17 protein-coding genes are annotated in these 16,932 nt (G+C 68.7%); 14 read left to right on the forward strand and 3 right to left on the reverse strand.

Translation table 11 applies throughout. From position 1 onward, the window contains the following. Positions 1 to 80: 80 nt before the first annotated feature. Positions 81 to 788 (reverse strand): hypothetical protein, encoded by a 708-nt coding sequence (locus ACZ561_RS38310; protein ID WP_471004487.1) that lies wholly within the window; start codon positions 786 to 788, stop codon positions 81 to 83. Between the two features lie 118 nt (positions 789 to 906). Next, the gene (locus tag ACZ561_RS38315; protein WP_471004489.1) at positions 907 to 1,830 is read right to left on the reverse strand and encodes a sigma-70 family RNA polymerase sigma factor; all 924 of its coding nucleotides are present in this window, start codon (positions 1,828 to 1,830) and stop codon (positions 907 to 909) included. A gap of 507 nt (positions 1,831 to 2,337) precedes the next feature. Between ACZ561_RS38315 and ACZ561_RS38320 the strand changes: the two genes are divergently transcribed. From ACZ561_RS38320 to ACZ561_RS38385, 14 genes are all read left to right on the forward strand, one after another. Then, a complete protein-coding gene (locus ACZ561_RS38320) occupies positions 2,338 to 2,757 on the forward strand; it encodes a hypothetical protein (protein WP_471004491.1) in 420 nt (139 codons plus the stop codon). A 100-nt stretch (positions 2,758 to 2,857) separates the two neighbouring features. Beyond that, positions 2,858 to 3,154 carry a hypothetical protein gene (locus tag ACZ561_RS38325; protein WP_471004493.1) on the forward strand — a complete coding sequence of 99 codons (297 nt, stop codon included), beginning with the start codon at positions 2,858 to 2,860 and terminating at the stop codon, positions 3,152 to 3,154. Next, positions 3,151 to 3,468, forward strand: a complete 318-nt coding sequence (locus ACZ561_RS38330; protein WP_471004495.1) for a hypothetical protein — start codon at positions 3,151 to 3,153, stop codon at positions 3,466 to 3,468. The genes ACZ561_RS38325 and ACZ561_RS38330 overlap by 4 nt, the downstream gene beginning before the upstream one ends. A gap of 31 nt (positions 3,469 to 3,499) precedes the next feature. Then, positions 3,500 to 5,350, forward strand: a complete 1,851-nt coding sequence (locus ACZ561_RS38335) for a hypothetical protein (RefSeq protein WP_471004497.1) — start codon at positions 3,500 to 3,502, stop codon at positions 5,348 to 5,350. Between the two features lie 67 nt (positions 5,351 to 5,417). Continuing rightward, positions 5,418 to 5,864 (forward strand): hypothetical protein, encoded by a 447-nt coding sequence (locus tag ACZ561_RS38340; protein WP_471004499.1) that lies wholly within the window; start codon positions 5,418 to 5,420, stop codon positions 5,862 to 5,864. Between the two features lie 4 nt (positions 5,865 to 5,868). Next, positions 5,869 to 6,090 carry a hypothetical protein gene (locus tag ACZ561_RS38345; protein ID WP_471004501.1) on the forward strand — a complete coding sequence of 74 codons (222 nt, stop codon included), beginning with the start codon at positions 5,869 to 5,871 and terminating at the stop codon, positions 6,088 to 6,090. Positions 6,091 to 6,579: 489 nt separating this feature from the next. Further along, a complete protein-coding gene (locus ACZ561_RS38350; RefSeq protein WP_471004503.1) occupies positions 6,580 to 8,646 on the forward strand; it encodes a hypothetical protein in 2,067 nt (688 codons plus the stop codon). Positions 8,647 to 8,649: 3 nt separating this feature from the next. Beyond that, positions 8,650 to 9,063, forward strand: a complete 414-nt coding sequence (locus ACZ561_RS38355; RefSeq protein ID WP_471004505.1) for a hypothetical protein — start codon at positions 8,650 to 8,652, stop codon at positions 9,061 to 9,063. Positions 9,064 to 9,123: 60 nt separating this feature from the next. Then, positions 9,124 to 9,966: a hypothetical protein gene (locus tag ACZ561_RS38360; RefSeq protein ID WP_471004507.1), complete on the forward strand. Its 843-nt coding sequence runs from the start codon at positions 9,124 to 9,126 to the stop codon at positions 9,964 to 9,966. Beyond that, complete coding sequence (locus ACZ561_RS38365; RefSeq protein WP_471004508.1) at positions 9,963 to 11,339, forward strand: ATP-binding protein; 1,377 nt, start codon at positions 9,963 to 9,965, stop codon at positions 11,337 to 11,339. Before ACZ561_RS38360 ends, ACZ561_RS38365 begins: the two co-directional genes overlap by 4 nt. 117 nt (positions 11,340 to 11,456) lie before the next feature. Beyond that, positions 11,457 to 11,969, forward strand: coding sequence for a hypothetical protein (locus tag ACZ561_RS38370; protein ID WP_471004510.1), 513 nt, complete (start codon positions 11,457 to 11,459; stop codon positions 11,967 to 11,969). Continuing rightward, positions 11,966 to 12,295, forward strand: coding sequence for a hypothetical protein (locus ACZ561_RS38375; RefSeq protein ID WP_471004512.1), 330 nt, complete (start codon positions 11,966 to 11,968; stop codon positions 12,293 to 12,295). Before ACZ561_RS38370 ends, ACZ561_RS38375 begins: the two co-directional genes overlap by 4 nt. A 1,721-nt stretch (positions 12,296 to 14,016) precedes the next feature. Next, on the forward strand, positions 14,017 to 15,162 hold the full coding sequence (locus ACZ561_RS38380; RefSeq protein ID WP_471004514.1) for a ParA family protein: 1,146 nt from the start codon (positions 14,017 to 14,019) through the stop codon (positions 15,160 to 15,162). After that, positions 15,159 to 16,067, forward strand: a complete 909-nt coding sequence (locus ACZ561_RS38385) for a hypothetical protein (RefSeq protein WP_471004516.1) — start codon at positions 15,159 to 15,161, stop codon at positions 16,065 to 16,067. The genes ACZ561_RS38380 and ACZ561_RS38385 overlap by 4 nt, the downstream gene beginning before the upstream one ends. A 122-nt stretch (positions 16,068 to 16,189) precedes the next feature. On the opposite strand, the gene ACZ561_RS38390 is transcribed toward ACZ561_RS38385, so the two are convergent. After that, positions 16,190 to 16,897: a hypothetical protein gene (locus ACZ561_RS38390; protein WP_471004518.1), complete on the reverse strand. Its 708-nt coding sequence runs from the start codon at positions 16,895 to 16,897 to the stop codon at positions 16,190 to 16,192. Positions 16,898 to 16,932 lie beyond the last annotated feature (35 nt).

Here is a 16,932-nt window from a genome sequence, read left to right on the forward strand (position 1 = left end):
TCCCTCCCTTGCTCGTTGAGGCGCGCTCGTGAATTTTGGGTGTGTCGGCGAGCGCACGGTGTCCACGAGGTGTGCTTGCGTCAGAACTGGTTGAGGCTCACATACGCGGCGGTTGCATCGTCCGACCGCTTGAACCTAGGCCACCGTTCGCCGGCCGGGTCGCCGAGTTCGGCTTCGCGGGTGTGGGCGATCAGGGAGGCAGGCCCCTCAGTTCGCAGGAGGTCGAGCAGCTCGCTCCAGGTGAGGGTGCCGAACGAATCGACCAGGCGGCTCGCGCCGTCTGTCAGCAGCGCGGCCTGCTGCACCTTGACGAGGTCAACTGTGCCGGTGATGGCCTCGTCTGCAGCGTCTGGGTTAGTGGCCGCGACCCAGTACCCGCCAGGTGTGTTGCGGAGGCGCCGCTGGACGGACACCAGTTCCGACACACGTGCCGCGTGCTCTGGCGTTCCGGTCGGCCCTTGTAGGGCTGCCTGCATCTCCTCGGCTGCCACTTCCTCTACTCGTTTGTCGGTGACGGTCTCGATGCCGTCGGTGCCGAGATCGAGCACAAGCACGTTGTCGGAGAGCACCAAGTAGTCGAGTACGTTGCCGCGTTCCCGGATCATCACGACGGTGGAGGCCGGGACGGCCTCCTGGTCGAGTGCGCAGGAGCCACGGTGGAGTTCGTTCACTTCACCGATGGAGATCCGTAGGGCATCACGCAGAGAAACTTCGACATCGCCGATGAGGCTGATCAGGCGAGAGCCGAGCTGACGTACGAACCATGGGGTGCCGTGAACGCACCCCATGGGGAGGTCCTTCGGTGCAGATAGGCCGTCCAGCACGACGACCCCAGTGGGGCTGACGTGGACCGAGTCCTCGTTTGCTGGGCCCACACCTTGGGTCGATGCCAAAGATACCTGCACGTCAGGACCCTTCCGGGCGATAGAACGGTGTGATGCGCTTGCTTTCGGTGATCTCCAGCGTCTCGGGGTCGAAGCGGCTGGAGATCAAAGTTGAGAATCGCTTTGCCTTGAGCTCGCGGTGCACGCCGGCCAGCTCCTGGTTGAGCCAGTGGACAACGCCGCCGGAACCGCGGGCATGGATGCCAGCGATGTAGAGGAAGGTCCCCTGGCCGTCGGGGCGCGGGAGACGACCGAAGTACGCGACGTCCTCTGTCTCGCCGCGGTCCATCGGTGAGCGGTAGATCTCGCCAGTGCTGCGGTCGGCCAGGTACCAGCCCTTGTCATCCTTGTCGAACCGGAGGTGGGGGTCACTCTCGAGGATCTGCTCGATGAGGGGAGAGAGTCGAGGACCGCAGATGACTACCAGGTTGTTGCGGTTGAGCCGGACGTTTCCGCCCAGCGGGATCCGCTCGAAGGTGATCTCCAGTCCGACCTCTTCGGCGAGTTCCCGCAGGTGCTCGTAGGTCTGGACGTCTTCGGTGGCAATCACGGGGCCTTGAACGGGCTTCTCGCGCCCGTCCTTGAGTCGGCCATCCTCCAGCTTCTCGGCCAGTGCCACGATGACCTTGCCGGAGCCGAGGAAGAGGCGTTCGGGCGGAGCCCCCTTCGTGAGCTGACTGACCCGTCCCTTGCTGATGCCAAGTTCTGCCGCGAGCTGGGTGCTGTTGAGCTCGCCTACCCGCAGGGTCTCGTTCATCGCTGAGTTCCGTACGGCCTGGAACTCGTTCCCGTAGTCCTGCACTCGGCTGACGAGGCCGTGGGCCGCTTTGGCCCGCTCCAGAGGGTCGGACAACTCCTTCAGCCGGGACAACGTGCTGTCGAAAGCTGCGTCGAGCTGACCTTGCAACGGCGGCAGTTCGGCCATGTCGAGCCGTTCCTGTTCCATGCGTGCCTCCTTTCCTGGGTCATGTTTACCGCACTAAACGCCACTTGTTCAAGGTGGTTGACCCGGTACGGAGCGTCGTTCTATGGTTTCACTGCACGGTCGGTTTAGCTCGCTAAAACGATCTGTTGCGTCAGCTATACCTGCACCTCAGGTGCCTACTGCGGCGACGTTGGACTGCCTCGGAGCTGTACCGAGCCCGGCGTACCGAAGCGAAGAACTCAACAGTGGACTTGAATTTCGGGCCGCGGCGCCCCTGCCGTCACAACGACGAGATGACCCCCTCACCTGCGGATTTCTGCGGTGAGGTCTTGAGCGGGGGGCTGGCCGCACGGCAGCCCGAGAGCGGATCTGATCAGGGCCCCAGGGGTGGGGCAGGGGGTCGTTCCCCATCCGCTTACTGCGTCGACCCTCCGGGGTACGGCGCGACCCCCGACACAGGCGGTGCAACGCCTGTACGTGCCGGGGGCCTGCACGGACCAACCACCAACTCGAAGGAGCTTGATCCGCATGACCAGTATGACGACCAACGCCGCCCCGCTCCGCCCCGAGGCCGTCATCGACGGCGTCGACGAGCTGACTGCGGTGGCGTGGCACGCCTACTCCGAGACCCAGGGCCTCGCCCGCATGGGCGTCGCGACGGCCTTGACGGTGTCCGCGCATGACAAGGTCACCGTCACGCTGACCTTCGGCGCCGAGTCCGCCCATCTGCTGCCCGGTCTCGTCGCGAAGATGACGAACACCGCCATCACCCGCACCGCCACCGGCTTCACGGTCGCGGGGAGCGTCTTCCACAGCAACGTGCACGTCCGCGCCACCGTCGGCTACGCCGTTATCAGCGTCGCCGATGCCGAGGCCCTGGTCGCGAGCGTCGACACCGACCTTGACGACCAGGTCGCCACCGGCGAGTGCCCGGAGCGTGCCGCATGAGCGAGCAGAGCGAGGAGCTCTCGCGCAAGGTCGCCGAGGTGAACAAGCAGTCCCGCACCCAGTCCGGCAAGAACGGCTTCGTCCCGACGGAGGTCACGCTGTGATCCGCAAGATTCTGCGCAGGATCCCGTTCCGCTTTGTCCTCACGTCTACCCGGGACGAGTGGTGGGACGAGCTGGAAGAGCAGGAGCACAAGCTGTTCGGGCAGAGCAGGCACATCGAGCAACTTGAGGCCGCGCTCATGGCCGTCACCGCCGAGCGGGACGACGCGAGGGCCGACCTTGTCACCCTCGACAAGGCGGCGGCCGACGGAACCCTCCGTATCGTCCCGCAGTCAACGGGCGGATCGGGGGACACGGCGCCGGCGGAGACCGTCTCCCACTCGAGGCAGGGATGAGCCGCAGCACTCTGGACCGCCGCCGCCCTCGGGCGGCGGCGGTCCTGCGCACCCCGGTCCTTCGGGCGCGGGTCCTGCTTGCCGTCGCCTACATCGCGCCGCTCTACGCCCTCTCCGAGATCACCGGGGCCGTGGGCGACGGCTGGCGGCAGATGGACATCCATCTTCAACGGATGGATCGCAAACTCACCCGCGCCGAGCTCGCTTGCGACGAAGCCGGGGACTACCAGTTCACCCGGCTCGTCGCCCGACTCATCGCCGCCATCACGATCGCGGTCGACCACATGACGGACCGTCTCACTGCCCGGATCTGACGGGGCAGCACCAATCAGGAAGGAGGGCACTGTGGCGGCCCGAACGCCTACTCGCAAGACGCCCACCCGCAAGACGCCCGCGCGGAAGCCTCCCGCGCAGCGCCGCGCCCCCACCGCCCTGGAGCAGAAGGCGCCCGTACCTCCGGTCCCGGACATGCGAGACGAGGCGAACGCGATCCTCGCGGACAGCCGAGACCGGGCCGCCGACATCGAAGCCCTGGCCCTGGAGCTCCTGGACGACGCCCGTCGCACGGCGGCCGCTGAGTCCGCCGAGTTCCGTCAGGGGGCGGAGGCCCGGGCCGAGCAGATCCGTCGGGCGGCCGCCGAGTCTGCCCGACAGGTCCTGGCCGAGGCGATCGAAGAGACCGGGGACCGGCTTCGGCGGGCCCAGGCGGACGCGGACACGATCCGAACCGCCGCTGGAACCGAGGCGGAGACGAACCTCGAGGATGCACGAGCCGCCGCCGAAGCCGAGTCCGCCGAGATTCTGCGGCAGGCCGAGGAACAGGTGCAGGAAGTCCTCAGCGAGGTTGAGGACCGCGCCGCCGAACTGGCCGCGATCCGCAAGGTCGCAGTGGAGGCTGCCTACCGCAGCTCTCTGGACGACGCGGCGAAGATCAGGGGCGCCGCCCAGGAACAGGCGAACCAGGCGGAGGCAGCCCTCGCGGCCGCCGAGGCAGAGGTCGACCTCATCCGCCGGCGCGCTCGCCTCGAACTCGACGAAGAGCTGGCAGCACGTCGGGCCAAGCTCGACGGCGAGTTCGACGCGTACCGCGAGGGGATCGAGGCGAAGTTCGCCGCGCTGGGCCAGGAGCACGCCCTCTTCCGACAGGCCCGGATCGAGGAACTGAACCGGGAGCTGGAGGCGCTGAGGGCCAAGGCCGCCAGCGATGCCCGGAGCATCACGAGCCGGGCGGCCACCGAAGCCCAGGCCGTGAAGACCGCGGCCGAGCGTCAGGCGGCCGGGATCACCAGCCGGGCGGATGAGGTCAAGGCCCGGGCCGATGAACTCCTGGCCGATGCTGCGGCCGCCACTCAGCGGACGGAGAGGCGGCGGGACTGGAGCCAGAAGATCTGGAAGTCGGCCCCGTGGGTCGCGCTCGCCGCCGGCGTCGGACTCGCCGCCAGCGGCGAGTTCGCCCTCGCCAAACTCGTCGGCTTCCACGAACTCGTGGCACCGCTCTTCCCGCTCAGCGTCGACATCTACGCCGTCGTCGCCTTCAAGAGGAAGAAGGACGTCGGGCCCGCGCTGTCGATCATGGCGGCGTCGAACCTGGCGTACCACCTCGCCGACCGGGCGGGTGTCCACGACCCGTCCAACGAGCACGGCGACCTGATCGTGCTCGGACTGACCGCTCTGGTCGTCCTCACCTTCGTGGCCATCATCTGGCGGGTTCACCACCTGCTGGACGAGAAGCACAAGGAGACGGGTGGCACCGCCGACCGTATGGCGGACGAGCACACGGGCCGTACGGGGCAGAACGGCGGCGCCCGTACGGCCGACCCTACGGAGCCGGACGGTACGGCCCGTACGGCGACCCGTACGGAGCCGGGCCGTACGGACTGTACGGAATCCCGTACGGCGTCGGACCGTCCGGGCCGTACGGAACCCCGTACGGGGCTTGTCCGTACGGGCCGTACGGACAAGCCCCGTACGGCCCGTACGGCGAAGGCCCGTACGGGCAGCCCGAATCCCGCCCGTACGGACGACGAGTGCGTGACCGAGCTGAGCGGCCTGCCCCGTACGGCCGACGGGTTCGTCACTGTCAACTCCGCCCGTACGGCACTCGGCTGCAACCGCGACCGGGCTGTACGGCTGCTCGACAAGGCGGAGCTGCTGAGCCCGGCCGACCGAGCCAAGCACCTGACGCCGACGCGCTGATGCGTACGGCACGGCGGGCCCCGTCCGGGGCCCGCCCTCTCCCCCGCGTACCCCCTGAGAGGACGTCATGACCGACCCGAACCGTTGGACCCCCGAACACCTGAGGTCGGCCGCCAACCGGAAGATCCACCTGCAACAGCGTCAGGCGCAGATCCAGCCGCTCGTCGACTCCCTGCGTCAGCTGGCCCGGGAGTTGGAGGCCGAGCTCAAGGAGGAGCGGATCGAGGGCGACTTTCCCGGGCAGCACCTGATCCGGGCCTCGCGGACGGTCCGCCCGCTGCACAGGGCGGCCGACGACCTGGAGAAGTCCCTGACCGACCTGGTGGCGTTCAACAGGCGCTTCATGCTCTACGAGGAGCTTCCGGACAGGCGGGAGGCCAAGCGCGAGCGAAAGGCCCTGGCCAAGAGGCGGGCGCAGGCGATCGAGCCCCCTTCCGCGAGCGAGGGCAAGCCCGCCGGCCGCGGGACGTCCGAGTACGGCGACGTTTTCGACGGCCTGCGGAAGGGCGCCTGACCTCGTGCCCGCACAGACCAAGGAGGAGCGCCGGGCGATCAACCGCCTGGACCACTTCGAGCGGCGGCAGGCGGCGCGGGCCGAACGTGGCCCGCGCGGCCTGGCCGAGTCGTGGATCGAGCGGGCCCGGTCGATCGCTGCGGACCGCGAGAGGGAGGGCGACGCGGAGGCGTGGAACGACCTCTCTCGCACCATCGCCCAATGGGTCTCGCGCTACAGCGAGTGATGACCCGCGTCAATCAATCCACCGTTCAAGCCAGGCCGTGACCGCCCCGCGCGCGCATTATGCGGACGCGCGGGCGCGCTCGCGCGCGGACACGCGCGCGCGTACGCGAGGCGGTCACGTTCTGTCAACCCTGTGAGAGGGATCATGAGTGACGAGTCGGGCCGACTGCTTCCGTTCCGGCCCAAGAAGGGGGCATCACCGCCCTCGCCGCCGCCCCCGCCGGGGCCGCCTCCCCTGCCACCTCCTCCGTCCCTGCCGGGGCCGCCCCCGGCCCCCGCTGTACCGCCCCCGGCACCAGCTGCTCCCTCGGCGCCGAAGGTCCCACCCGCAACCCCGCCGACGGCTCCGGCCGTTCCGGCACTCGTCCTTCCTCCTCCGGCCGTTCCGCCTCCCCCAGTAGTCGCCCTGCCCACCGTGCCCGCGAGGGCTGTGCCGGCCGCGCTGCGGTCCGAAGGCGCGGCGCCCGCAGGCAGCGAAGGGGCCCGGAGCATGATGGCGGTCGCCCTCGGTACCGCCGTCGCCGCTGTGCGCGGCATGCACCACTGGCTCGACGACCGACGGCAGAAGTTCCAAGAGTTGGCGCCCGTACGGCACGCCGCAGCGAAAGCGAAGGCCGAGAAGATCAAGGCGAGTGCCGAGCAGAAAGCGGCGCTCCAGAAGATCTACGCCGACATCGCCCAGGTCCGCGCCAAGGGGCGCGACGGATCACCGGGCTCCACCTCCAGCGGCAAGGGGAGTGGGAAGTCCGGGGCCGGGACCTTAGGCGGGGCCTCCGGCTCGAAGAGCGGTGGCGGCCAGAACGGCGGGGGCCCCAAGAGCTCGACCGGCGCCCAGTCCGGTGGCCCAACTCCGAAGAAGCCCGGCGGGAAGAAGCCGGATGGCGCCCAGGCGTCAGGGAAGTCGCCGGCGGGCGCGTCGGGGCCGAAGCCGGGCAAGGGCCAGAGTCCGAAGGGCTCGGATGGGAAGTCGCAGGGCAAGGACAAGCCCTCCAGCGGGGGCAAGTCACCCAAGGACGGCCGATCTTCGAGCGCCAGCGGCTCCACCCCCGCCCTGGAACGGGCTCGCGGCCGCCAGGAGCGGGCTGCGGCCCGGCAGGGCGCCGCGAACCAGCGACGCGGTGACCGGCAGGCCGCCCGGCTGGAGAACAAGGCCAAAGACAATGACGCGGCGCGTGAGCGGGCGAACGGGGCCAAGGATGCCCGGCAGGCAGCGAAGGACCGCGTCCGCGTCGCCCGCATCGAGGCTCAGGGGGCGAGGAAGGCGGCGGCACACGAGGCCAAGGCCGAGGCCCGGCAGAAGCGCCGGGCGGACCGCGCGGAGGGCAAACGGCGGAAGAAGGAAGCCGCGGCCGCTGCACCGGATCGCGTCACTCTCCCGAAGGCTGCGGCTGAGACCGCCGAGCGACGGCTCACCGAGCGTCGCAAAAGCATCAAGCCGATCGTGAGCAAGACCGACTCCGCTGCAGCGACCGGCGGCACCTCGGGCCCCGAGGCCGACCCCGTCAAGAGGCCGAAGACTCCAGGGGCAGGCGGCAGCCCGCCGACCGGCACGGCCGGTCCCAACCCCGATACCTCGCGGCCGAAGGTCAGCCTGACGAAGCCACCGAAGCCACCGAATCCACCGAAGCCACCGAATCCACCGAAGAAGGCTGCGGATGCGGCGTCCGCGGGGGCTTCGCGGCCGAAGGCCAACCTGACCAAGCCGCCTAAGGCTCCCAAGGCCTCCCCCGGGGCGTCGCGGCCGAAGGTCGACCTGACCAGGCCGCCGAAGCCGCCGAAGACCTCCCCCGGGACCTCCGGATGGCGGCCCTGGCGGAAGAAGCCGAAACAGGGGGCCCGGACCACCGGCTCGACGGGAGCGGCAGGGCAGCGGCCCGGCTCGAAATCCCGCCGCAACCGCGCCAGTCAGCCCCCTCCCCCGCCACCCATGCCGGGCACGGACGGCACCTGGCTGCGGCCGCCGCCGGGGATGACCGCGACCTACACCGTCGAGCTCACCCGGTACCCGGCCAAGCCCAGGACACCCCCGCGTACCCGGCTTGCGCTCCCGGCAGCCCCGCCGGCCGCGAGCACCACCAAGACCGCCGGGACGAGCAGCCCGGTACCCCCATCAAGGAAGGAGGCACGCCCGATGGGCGGAGCCACCGTTGCGCAGAGGGTCGAGAGCGTGCAGCACGCCGCAGACGACGCCGAACTCACGATCTACGACGTCATCGAGGCCGATGAGGCCATGGCCGAGGAGATCCTCGCCGGAGCCGAGCACGCCCGCATCGTCGCCGAGCGCTGCGAGAAGTTGGTGAGCAGCCTCGAAGGCCTCTACGCCGAGCTGGACGGCAGGAAGGTCCCCGGCCTGCTCATGGGCTGGTGCGCCCGACTGATCGAGCAGGCGCAGGTCGTGGAGACGAAGGCTGAAGCCCTCGCCGAGGGCCTGCCCCGGGCCTCGGAGACCATCGCCAACGCCGGGCAGACGGCCGCCGACTACGACAAGAACGCCGCGGACACCACCGCCGACATGGGCCACGCCGCCCCGGCCGAAGCGCCCTACCACCAGGAGTAGCCCATGGACCTCGAACACATCGGTGACAGGGTCGCCGACGTCATCTCCGACGGCGTCACCTACACGATCATCACGACCCGGCTCGGTCTCGCCTCGGCCGCGATGCTCTCCCTCAACCAGGCCGTGAAGGGCGCCTTCGACTACATCGAAAAGGGCGCCAAGGCAGTCGACGCGCTCGCCGAGACGGCCGCCAGCCTCGACGTCGACACCACCGTCACCTCCGCGCACCACGACGCGGCCGCCATCATGCGCGGCCTCCTCGACGACGCCGAATCGTTGGCCGCGGAGGCCGCAGAGATGGCTTCCGCCTTCCAGAACGCCGCCGACGACCACCAGGCCGACTACGGCCCGGTGAACGAGTCGATGGCGGCCAAGCAGGGCTCGATCGCGGACCGCACGTACTACGCCAACCGATAGCCCTTCGCGGGGCGGCCCGGCACCGGCCGCCCCGCCCTTCTCCGACAGGAGGTATCCCCCATGCTCGCTCGTGTGCGAGCCTCCGCCGGCCGCATCGCCACCGTCGCCGGAGCAGCCGTCCTCACTGGCGGCCTGGCCACCGACACCGTCATCCTCCCCGGCATCGTGACCACCGTCGCCGCCCTCGGCCTGGGCCTTGCCACCAACTTCACAATCCGGCGGGCTCCGGAGGGCATGAGGGCCGTCTGCACCTCGCTCTACGGCGCCCCGCACACCGGTTGCGCCGCCCTGCTCATCGCCGAGGGCGGCGCGCCGGACACTCCACTGTCGATCACGGTGCAGGCGGGGTGTGTGGTGCTCTGGACTGCCGCCACCTGGTGGCTCCGGCCCGGACAGCTCGCCCGTGCCTTCGCCGACGTGGCCCAGGCCCAGGCACTCGCCGAAACGGGCGAAGCGACGGCCGAGGAGTCCGACGTTGTTGCCGTCGTCGAAGACGTGCACGCCACCCCGGAAGCCCGCTGGTGGGCCCAGCAGTTCGCCGTCGACGGCGGCATCGCTCCCGGCACCGTCCTGCTGCAACACAACCAGCTCAGCGACCACTGCGTCGCCGCCATCATCGGCTCCGCCAAGCGCGGCAGGCCCGTCCCCGAAATCGACAAGGCCCGCCTGTCGGCCCACCTCGACCTTCCCCAGGAACTGATCGCGGTCGAACCCGTCCCCGGCCGCGGCGCCGGCGTATGCCTCCTCATCGTTGGGCAGCGCCCCAAGCCGCCCGAGGCGCCGGAGGAATCGACGGAAAGCGACAAGGCGATCTGGGCCGAGATCGCAAAGTCCGCGATGCCAGGCGTCGAGCTCCTCGAAGCCAACACCTACGAAATCCGGAAGGAACTGACCGAGCCGTGAAGGACGTACGGGAATTCGTCCTCAAGACGCCCCCAGGTGGTGTGAAGGGCTACGACCACGATGCCCTGTGCGACCTCCTGGAGGTCGACGACCGGTCCCGAGTCATCTTCGAGCAGGGCGTCGGCCGAAGAGGCATCGTCCGGATCTACCCCGAGAACCCCCTGCTGGCCATGAGGGAAATCGCGGTGGACGACCTCCTGATGGACGACGGGGGTCGCATCACCCTCGGCACCTACTTCGACGGGGTGCCGCTGAAGTTCCGCCTCTTCGACCCGAAGACCGGCAACGCGCAGCGCGGCGCCATCTTCGGCACCACCGGCGCCGGGAAGTCCCGCCTCGTCCAGGCCATCCTCGTGGCCTGCAAGCGGTCAGGGATCGTCGTCCACCTGGCCGACCTAAAGTCCGGCCAGTCCGTCCCCGAGGCCGCCGGCCACGTCGCCACCCGCGTCACCACGCAGTACGAGACGATCCTCATGCTCCGAGGCCTCGTCGCAGAAGCCGAACGGCGCATGAAGGCGTACGCCGAACTCGGCCGCTCAGGCTTCGTGATGGACGCCCCCGACCCGCTCGTGTACGGGATCGTCGACGAGGCCAACCGCCTGCTCGAGAAGACGGCGCCCTTCCGTAAGGAGGCCGCCTACCTCATCAAAGAGCTCGGCCGGACAGGCCGGTCCGTGGGCGTCGGCATCATCATCGCCGCCCAGGCCAGTCACCTTGACGAGCTCGGCGGGTCCGACACCCTGCGCGGCATGCTCAAGGAGGGTGAAGTCATCCTGCTGCGCTGGTCGTCCAGCATGATGCAGCAGCTCGTTGGCGACGGCCTGGTCCCCCGTGGGGAAGCCCTCCAGCCCATCCCGAAGATCATCGGCCGCATCCAGAGGATCCGCCGCTACAACGAGCAGGCCACCGAGGACAACGACGACGTCAACAGCCAGGGCATGCTCTACCACCTGACCGGCCCCCGGCCGACGAGCATGGGCCGCACCTTCATGGTCGGGTCCATCGCCCCGTGCACCGGCTACGACCCTCTGATCCTCGACCTCTACGGCGACAGCCTGCCGCCCGGCACCGCGATCGACCTGGAGGCCTACGTCACGCAGAAGGAAGCGGAAGCCGCCGGCATGGGCGGCGGGGCACCAGGAGTTCCGGTTCCGGAAGTCCCACCCACAGAACCCAAGCTGATGACGACGGCCGACCGGATCCTTGCCCTCCTGCCGCCCGAAGGCCTGGGGGAGGTCGACCTCCTGACCGCCCTCAACCAGGACGGCGGCCGCGAGGTCAAGCGCGGCACCCTGCGCACGACGATCAGTGTCCTTCGGAACGACGGCAAGATCGCCCGCCCCGACGGCAGCGGCCTCCTCGTCCGCGCCTGACCCACACATCCCACTGCCAGGGCCCCGGAAGCACGCTCCGGGGCCCTGGCAGTGATGCCCGAAGCCCGCCCTCCCTCAGGGCCCTCGCACCTGCCTTCCAGCCCAAGGAGAACGACCGTGACCTTCAGCGACCCCAGCTGGCCCCTGCACCCCCTCACCGAGGCCGAGGCCGAGGCCCACGCCAAGGAGATCTTTCGCGCCGCCCTCGGAGTGCCTGTGCTGCCGACGTCGCACCGCGATGACACCCCGCTCCCCGCGTTCGGCCCCACCCCGCCCGTCGCCCAGCCCGGGCGGCCGCCCATGTCCCAGAAAGCCACCGACGCCAGCGCCCTCATGCTCACCGGCAGCGTCGCCGTCCTCTCCACCTGCGGCGGTACTTCGCTCGTTCTCTACATGCTCGGGCAGGTCGACCCGATCACGCTTGCCGTCGGGGCCGCCGGCCCCGTCGCCCTCGTTCTCGCCGTCGGTTCGCTGCTGCGCTCCGTCGGCCGAGCGAAGCAGGACATGCACACCGAGCACCATCACCACTACAGCGGTGCCGCCGTCGTCCAGGACCACAGCACGACCCGCACTACCACCAAGGGGCTCGTCGCCCGCACCACCAACATCCGCAAGGGGGATCAGCGATGACCGAGCGCCAGACTGTCTTATCCCTCGTCCTCAAGGCCCACGGCGCCAACTGCGGCTGCCTGGGGGTCTGTGGCATCAAGCACGGCGGCCGATGCGGCAAGGCCGACCACCCGGGCAGGGGCAGGCTGACCGCAGCCCCGTACCCCCTGCGCTCGACCGACAGCGAGAACACCAGCGCCCCCCTTGACCAGCTGGTTCCCTGGTGCGGCTCCTGCTGGAACAGGGCCAAGGCCATTGAGGTCCAGCGCGCAGCCGAGCAGCGGCGCGAGGAGCTTGAGGCGAATCAGATCGGTCTCTTCGACCTCAATGACGGAGTCGTTGCGTGAGTGTGGACCCCGGGCTCCTCGCCGCAGTCGGCGGCTAACCACCGGTCCCGCCGGGCCTGCCAGCCGCTGACAGGCACGGGACCCATCCGCTCGCGTAGAGCGCTGAAAACACGAAGGCGGGCTCCCATCTGCGGATGGGGCCCGCCTTTTTGCGTTGGTTCAGGTGCTCCCGTGGCAGCGGCCGCACCAGCGGTCAGGGGGATGTGTAAGACCTTGCGTGGCCGGGCCGTGACTACAACCCTCGGCTCGCACGTACTAGAGCACGAAAGCGTTCCGTCTCGTACGGGCTCCCGTCCGGGCCGCCGAGCCTAAAGGCAGCGACTTCTGCGTAGCCGTCCTCAGGGCGCACGCAGAGTCGCCCGTCATAGCGGACGCTGTTTTCCGCTAGGTGAGTGAGATCCAGCGTTGCCGTAGTTTGGCCAGCCTTCAGTACCTGGCTGCTCACCTCGAGGTCTTGCTGTGTGCGGTAGGCGAGGGTCAGGTCGCGAGGCAGGCTGCGCTCCAGCTTGATTTCGGCAGAGTCGATCCACCAGCGGTCTCGGGGCTCAAAGGCCGTCGGACCATGTGCGACCTCAAGGGTGACGGACATGGGACCGACACGGCATGGGACTCCAGATCGAGGGGAGAAGGTCCATACGTCATAGCAATCGCTCTGCTCGTCAGCCTTCTTCCCCACGAGGGACCACAGCCCAGTTGGGGGGCTCAGGAACCGCCAGAAGTATGAGGTCAGGGCCTCGTACGGTCGGCGCCGAGGCCGCAGGCCTAGGCCCTCCGCCAGTACCGCTGCCTCGGACAGTATTTGAGTTGCCATCACATAGGCGTCCTCGGATGCACTGCGGGTGCCCTTCATCTGCAGGCGTGCGTCCTGATCCTCCGGGGTCCTTCCGCTCCGCGCGTCCAGTGCTGCTGTCAGAGCCAGCGCTTCGAGCAATGGGAGCGAGAGCTTGGCCGATTGCTCGCGTCCAAGGGCGAGCGCTACGAGAAGGAGGTGCCGCTCCGCTACAGCCTCCTGTAGTGCGCTACGGGAGGCGGCCGACGCTTCGGTGAACGCCGCACGGGCTCGTTCGAGGTCTCCAGTTCGGCGATCATGGACGCTGTCGCATCCGGCCTGGATGAGGAACTTGCTGCCGATTCCCAACGCGACTCTGTACGGCTGTTCCCTCAAATCTGACAGGCCGCTCTCGATCGCAGCCAGGCGTGCCTCCAGATTCGCTTCGTTCTTCGCAAGAGCATCAAAGAGCTCGAGCGCCAGCTCTCCGCTTCCCGGACCAGCCAGGGCGGAGACAAGCGCCTTCGCTCCGTGACGCAGTGCGAAGGTCGCTACTACGTTGACCGGATCCGGGCCATCCGAATGAGTAGGTTGCACACAGCAAGCGTGCGAGTGTGCTCAATCAGCGGCAACCGCTGCGGCGTGCCGCCGTAAGTGCCTTCGAGGTGGGGCGAGCCCAGTCGCCTGCCCAGCGCAGGCCGCCTGCGAGACCGGCGAATCCGTCACGTTCATCTGGCCCGGGGAGCGACGGCCGCCTCTCGCCGTGCCTACGTGATCCACCACGAAGCCTCCACGGGCCCAACTGCGGCCTGTGGGGGCTTCGTTGCGTTTCGGTACCTGCCGCCGGTGGCTCGCCGCCCTTCCGGGCCCGTGTGCATCCGCCCGAATGGAACGACTTTTCGTTCGCAGGCAATCGACTGAGCGGCGCTGATCACCTGGTAATTTGCTCGCCATGACCAGCCCCAGCGCCAACGAAGCGCGCGAGAAACTGCTCGTGAACCTGACGCCCGAGCTACGCCGTGACCTCCGTATTCGCGCCGCCGAGCACGGCCTGAACATGCAGGACGCCGCAGCCTCGGCATTGAACCTCTGGTACGACTCTCCGGTCAGCCCCGATGTCGAGACCCGCGGAGCCAGGTCCTGGGGCGTGTTCATCCCCGCCGGCGGCCCCGAACGCTTCGCCAGAGAATGCGACTCCCGCAGCGTCACCAAGGTCCAGGGCATGGCGCAAGCCATCACGAACTGGATCGCAGCCCACCCCTCCCCTCAGGAGCGCCGGGTATCCCAGCCCGTCAAGCGGATCCTCGTCGGCAATCAGAAGGGCGGGGTTGGTAAGACATTCGTGGCCTCCGGGCTCGCCCAGGCATTTGCTGAGATGGGCCTGAGGTGTCTCCTGGTCGACTACGACCCCCAGGCCCACCTGACAACCCGCCTGCAGATTCCTGGCCTGCCCGATGGGGCTGACAGCCTCCTCACCCATATGCTCGGTGAAGGACAGAAGCACCTGGCCCGCTCACTGGTGGCTCTCCCGCACGAGCGATTCGGCGGTCGACTCCACGTCCTGCCTGCAAGCCGTGACGCGTTCCTGATGGACGCCAAACTCGCGCTTCTCCAGGTCGGCCGTGACACCTGCCTGCAACGCGCACTGGCTCCGCTTGAGGACAACTACGACGTCATCGTCCTTGACGGCCCCCCGAACCTCGGCCTGGCCATAGACCTCGCCATCAACTACGTCCAGCGCCGACCGGGCGAGCTGATGGACCACTCGGGCATCCTCATGCCGGTCTGGTCCGACCGGTCGTCCTTCGACGCCTACGACATGCTGAACTCGCAGATCGAGACCCACAGCAAGATGACCGGCGCAGTGGTCGACCAGCTTGGCTTCGTCGTGAACGCTTACGACTCCCGCAAGGGCGTCGTCACTCGCGGCTTCTATGACGGGTGGAACGAACTCTCCACCCCCGGCGTGCTAGCCACTCTCAAGGACGCAATCGAGGGCCGCGAAGCATCGGACTACCAGATCCCGCTTCTGGAGCACGCGCCAGACTCAGGCCAGGCCGCCGTGATGCGGGCGCTTGCGAAGGAGCTCGCAGCGTGAGCAAGAAGGTCCCGGCACCCATCCCCGTTATCGGTGGCGCACAAGACTCCTCCCGCGAGGATGCGCTGCGGAAGTGGGAGGAAGATCAGGCGAAACTGCGGCAGGCAGCGGCGGTACCCGCCCCGGCCGCCGCCCCCAGTGTTCTCGCTGCGCCGACAGCGACAGCTTCGGCAGAGGTGGTCCCAGCCGATCAGTCGGGCCTGGTGTCGCTCGACATCCGCCGTCGCGAGACGCCGGGCTACTTGCCGATGCCCGAGTTCGAGGAACCTGACACCCAGGAACCATCGGAACGGTTGGAGTACTACAGCCGCGGGATCATCGCCGCCCAGTACGCAGCTCGCGCCAACCATGAGCGTGCCGAGCAGCAGAAACTGATCGCGCTCGGTCTGCGCCTCCAGGCCATCAAGCAAGAGGAACTCCATAAGATCGCCGGCTTCGAGACCTTCGGTCACCTCGTCGACTCGCGCTTTGGTTTCAAGAAGCACTACGCGAACAACATCCTGCGCGTGCTTGGTGTGGCTCAAGCGCTGGAGGATCTCACCACGCAGGAGCTGAAGGAGCGGCCGCTCCGGATTCTGGTCCCGGTCCTCGACGACCATGGTGCCGAAGCCGTGCGCAAGACATGGGTGGAGGCAAGTCGCCACGGCAACATCACGGAGAACTCGCTGAGGGACGCGGCGAACTTTCTCGGATTCGCGCCGCCGAAGGACATCACCGAGCAGAACGCGCCGCTTAAGGTCGCGGCCTCCCGGAACGATGCGGGGCAGATGGTGCGGGAGTCGCAAGCGGCCGTTCAGCGTTTGCGCAGCATGGCGGAGAAGGATCGCGATCGGGCACGCAAGGAGGCCGAGGGCCTGATGCAGGCGATGGCCGACCTCGTGAAAGAGCTCTCAGAGGGGGAGTAGGGCTTGAAGGTGGTGACCATTGGTCACCACCTTGACGTCCCAGTGACGAGAAGGTGGTGACCAATGGTCACCACCTTCTCGTCACTGGGGGCGCGGGGCGGCTGTCGCTGGGGTAGCTGCCGTTAGCTCCTGTCGGGGGGTTCAGGCCGCTCCCCGTCGACGACCCTGTCGACAGCGGCGCGAATCAGGTCGCCCGTGGTGACTACCTGGACGCGGAGCCTGTTTCGGGTCTCTAGTGCGAACTTGGGTGCGGAGGGCCGCCCGGCGGCCGCGAGGAGCGCGAGCTCGGCCGGGATGTCGTTGCGTTCGGCTTCGCGTAGGGCGACGTCGATGCCGTCACTCCATCGGTCTGCCCAGTCCTGGAGGGCTTCGACCGCGTCCTTGCTGGTCCAGTAGGACGCGCGGCGAACGGTGTCGCCGAGGGTGTGGGGCAGGTTCACCGTGAGGCGGTGGGTGTATCCGCCTCCGCCTATGGGCTGGCTGGGTGGGGTGCCCCAGCGGCGCCCGGGGGCCTCAACCTCGCCCTCGGGTGGCTCCGGCCATTCGCGTTCCAGGCCCCGGGCTCGCAGCTCCTCGCGGACGGCTCGGGTGACGATGTCGTCTCTGGTGCCGCCGAACTCGCCGATCCGCCGCATCCTCGCGGCCTCCACCCGGATCTCGCGCCGGACGGCGGCGGCTGCGCGTCGCGGCATTCCGGGCTCGAGTCGCTCCTGCCGGCGCTCGGCGATCCACGACTCCTCGCGGTCCCGCTCGTCCTTGGCGCGCTTGTTGAGTCGTGCCAGGGAATCCTCGGTCACCGCCACGTGGAACTTCATTCGCACCATCGCCATGGAGGAAATGTAGCCAGATAACGCCAAGCGGTCCG

The organism is Streptomyces sp. NPDC039609 (assembly GCF_055596705.1).

Coding starts and splice junctions, on each gene's coding strand:
- ACZ561_RS38310 (WP_471004487.1), bottom strand. CDS start 788: ATGGGGTGCGTTCACGGCACCCCATGGTTCGTACGTCAGCTCGGCTCT.
- ACZ561_RS38315 (WP_471004489.1), bottom strand. CDS start 1,830: ATGGAACAGGAACGGCTCGACATGGCCGAACTGCCGCCGTTGCAAGGT.
- ACZ561_RS38320 (WP_471004491.1), top strand. CDS start 2,338: ATGACCAGTATGACGACCAACGCCGCCCCGCTCCGCCCCGAGGCCGTC.
- ACZ561_RS38330 (WP_471004495.1), top strand. CDS start 3,151: ATGAGCCGCAGCACTCTGGACCGCCGCCGCCCTCGGGCGGCGGCGGTC.
- ACZ561_RS38340 (WP_471004499.1), top strand. CDS start 5,418: ATGACCGACCCGAACCGTTGGACCCCCGAACACCTGAGGTCGGCCGCC.
- ACZ561_RS38350 (WP_471004503.1), top strand. CDS start 6,580: ATGATGGCGGTCGCCCTCGGTACCGCCGTCGCCGCTGTGCGCGGCATG.
- ACZ561_RS38355 (WP_471004505.1), top strand. CDS start 8,650: ATGGACCTCGAACACATCGGTGACAGGGTCGCCGACGTCATCTCCGAC.
- ACZ561_RS38360 (WP_471004507.1), top strand. CDS start 9,124: ATGCTCGCTCGTGTGCGAGCCTCCGCCGGCCGCATCGCCACCGTCGCC.
- ACZ561_RS38375 (WP_471004512.1), top strand. CDS start 11,966: ATGACCGAGCGCCAGACTGTCTTATCCCTCGTCCTCAAGGCCCACGGC.
- ACZ561_RS38380 (WP_471004514.1), top strand. CDS start 14,017: ATGACCAGCCCCAGCGCCAACGAAGCGCGCGAGAAACTGCTCGTGAAC.
- ACZ561_RS38390 (WP_471004518.1), bottom strand. CDS start 16,897: ATGGCGATGGTGCGAATGAAGTTCCACGTGGCGGTGACCGAGGATTCC.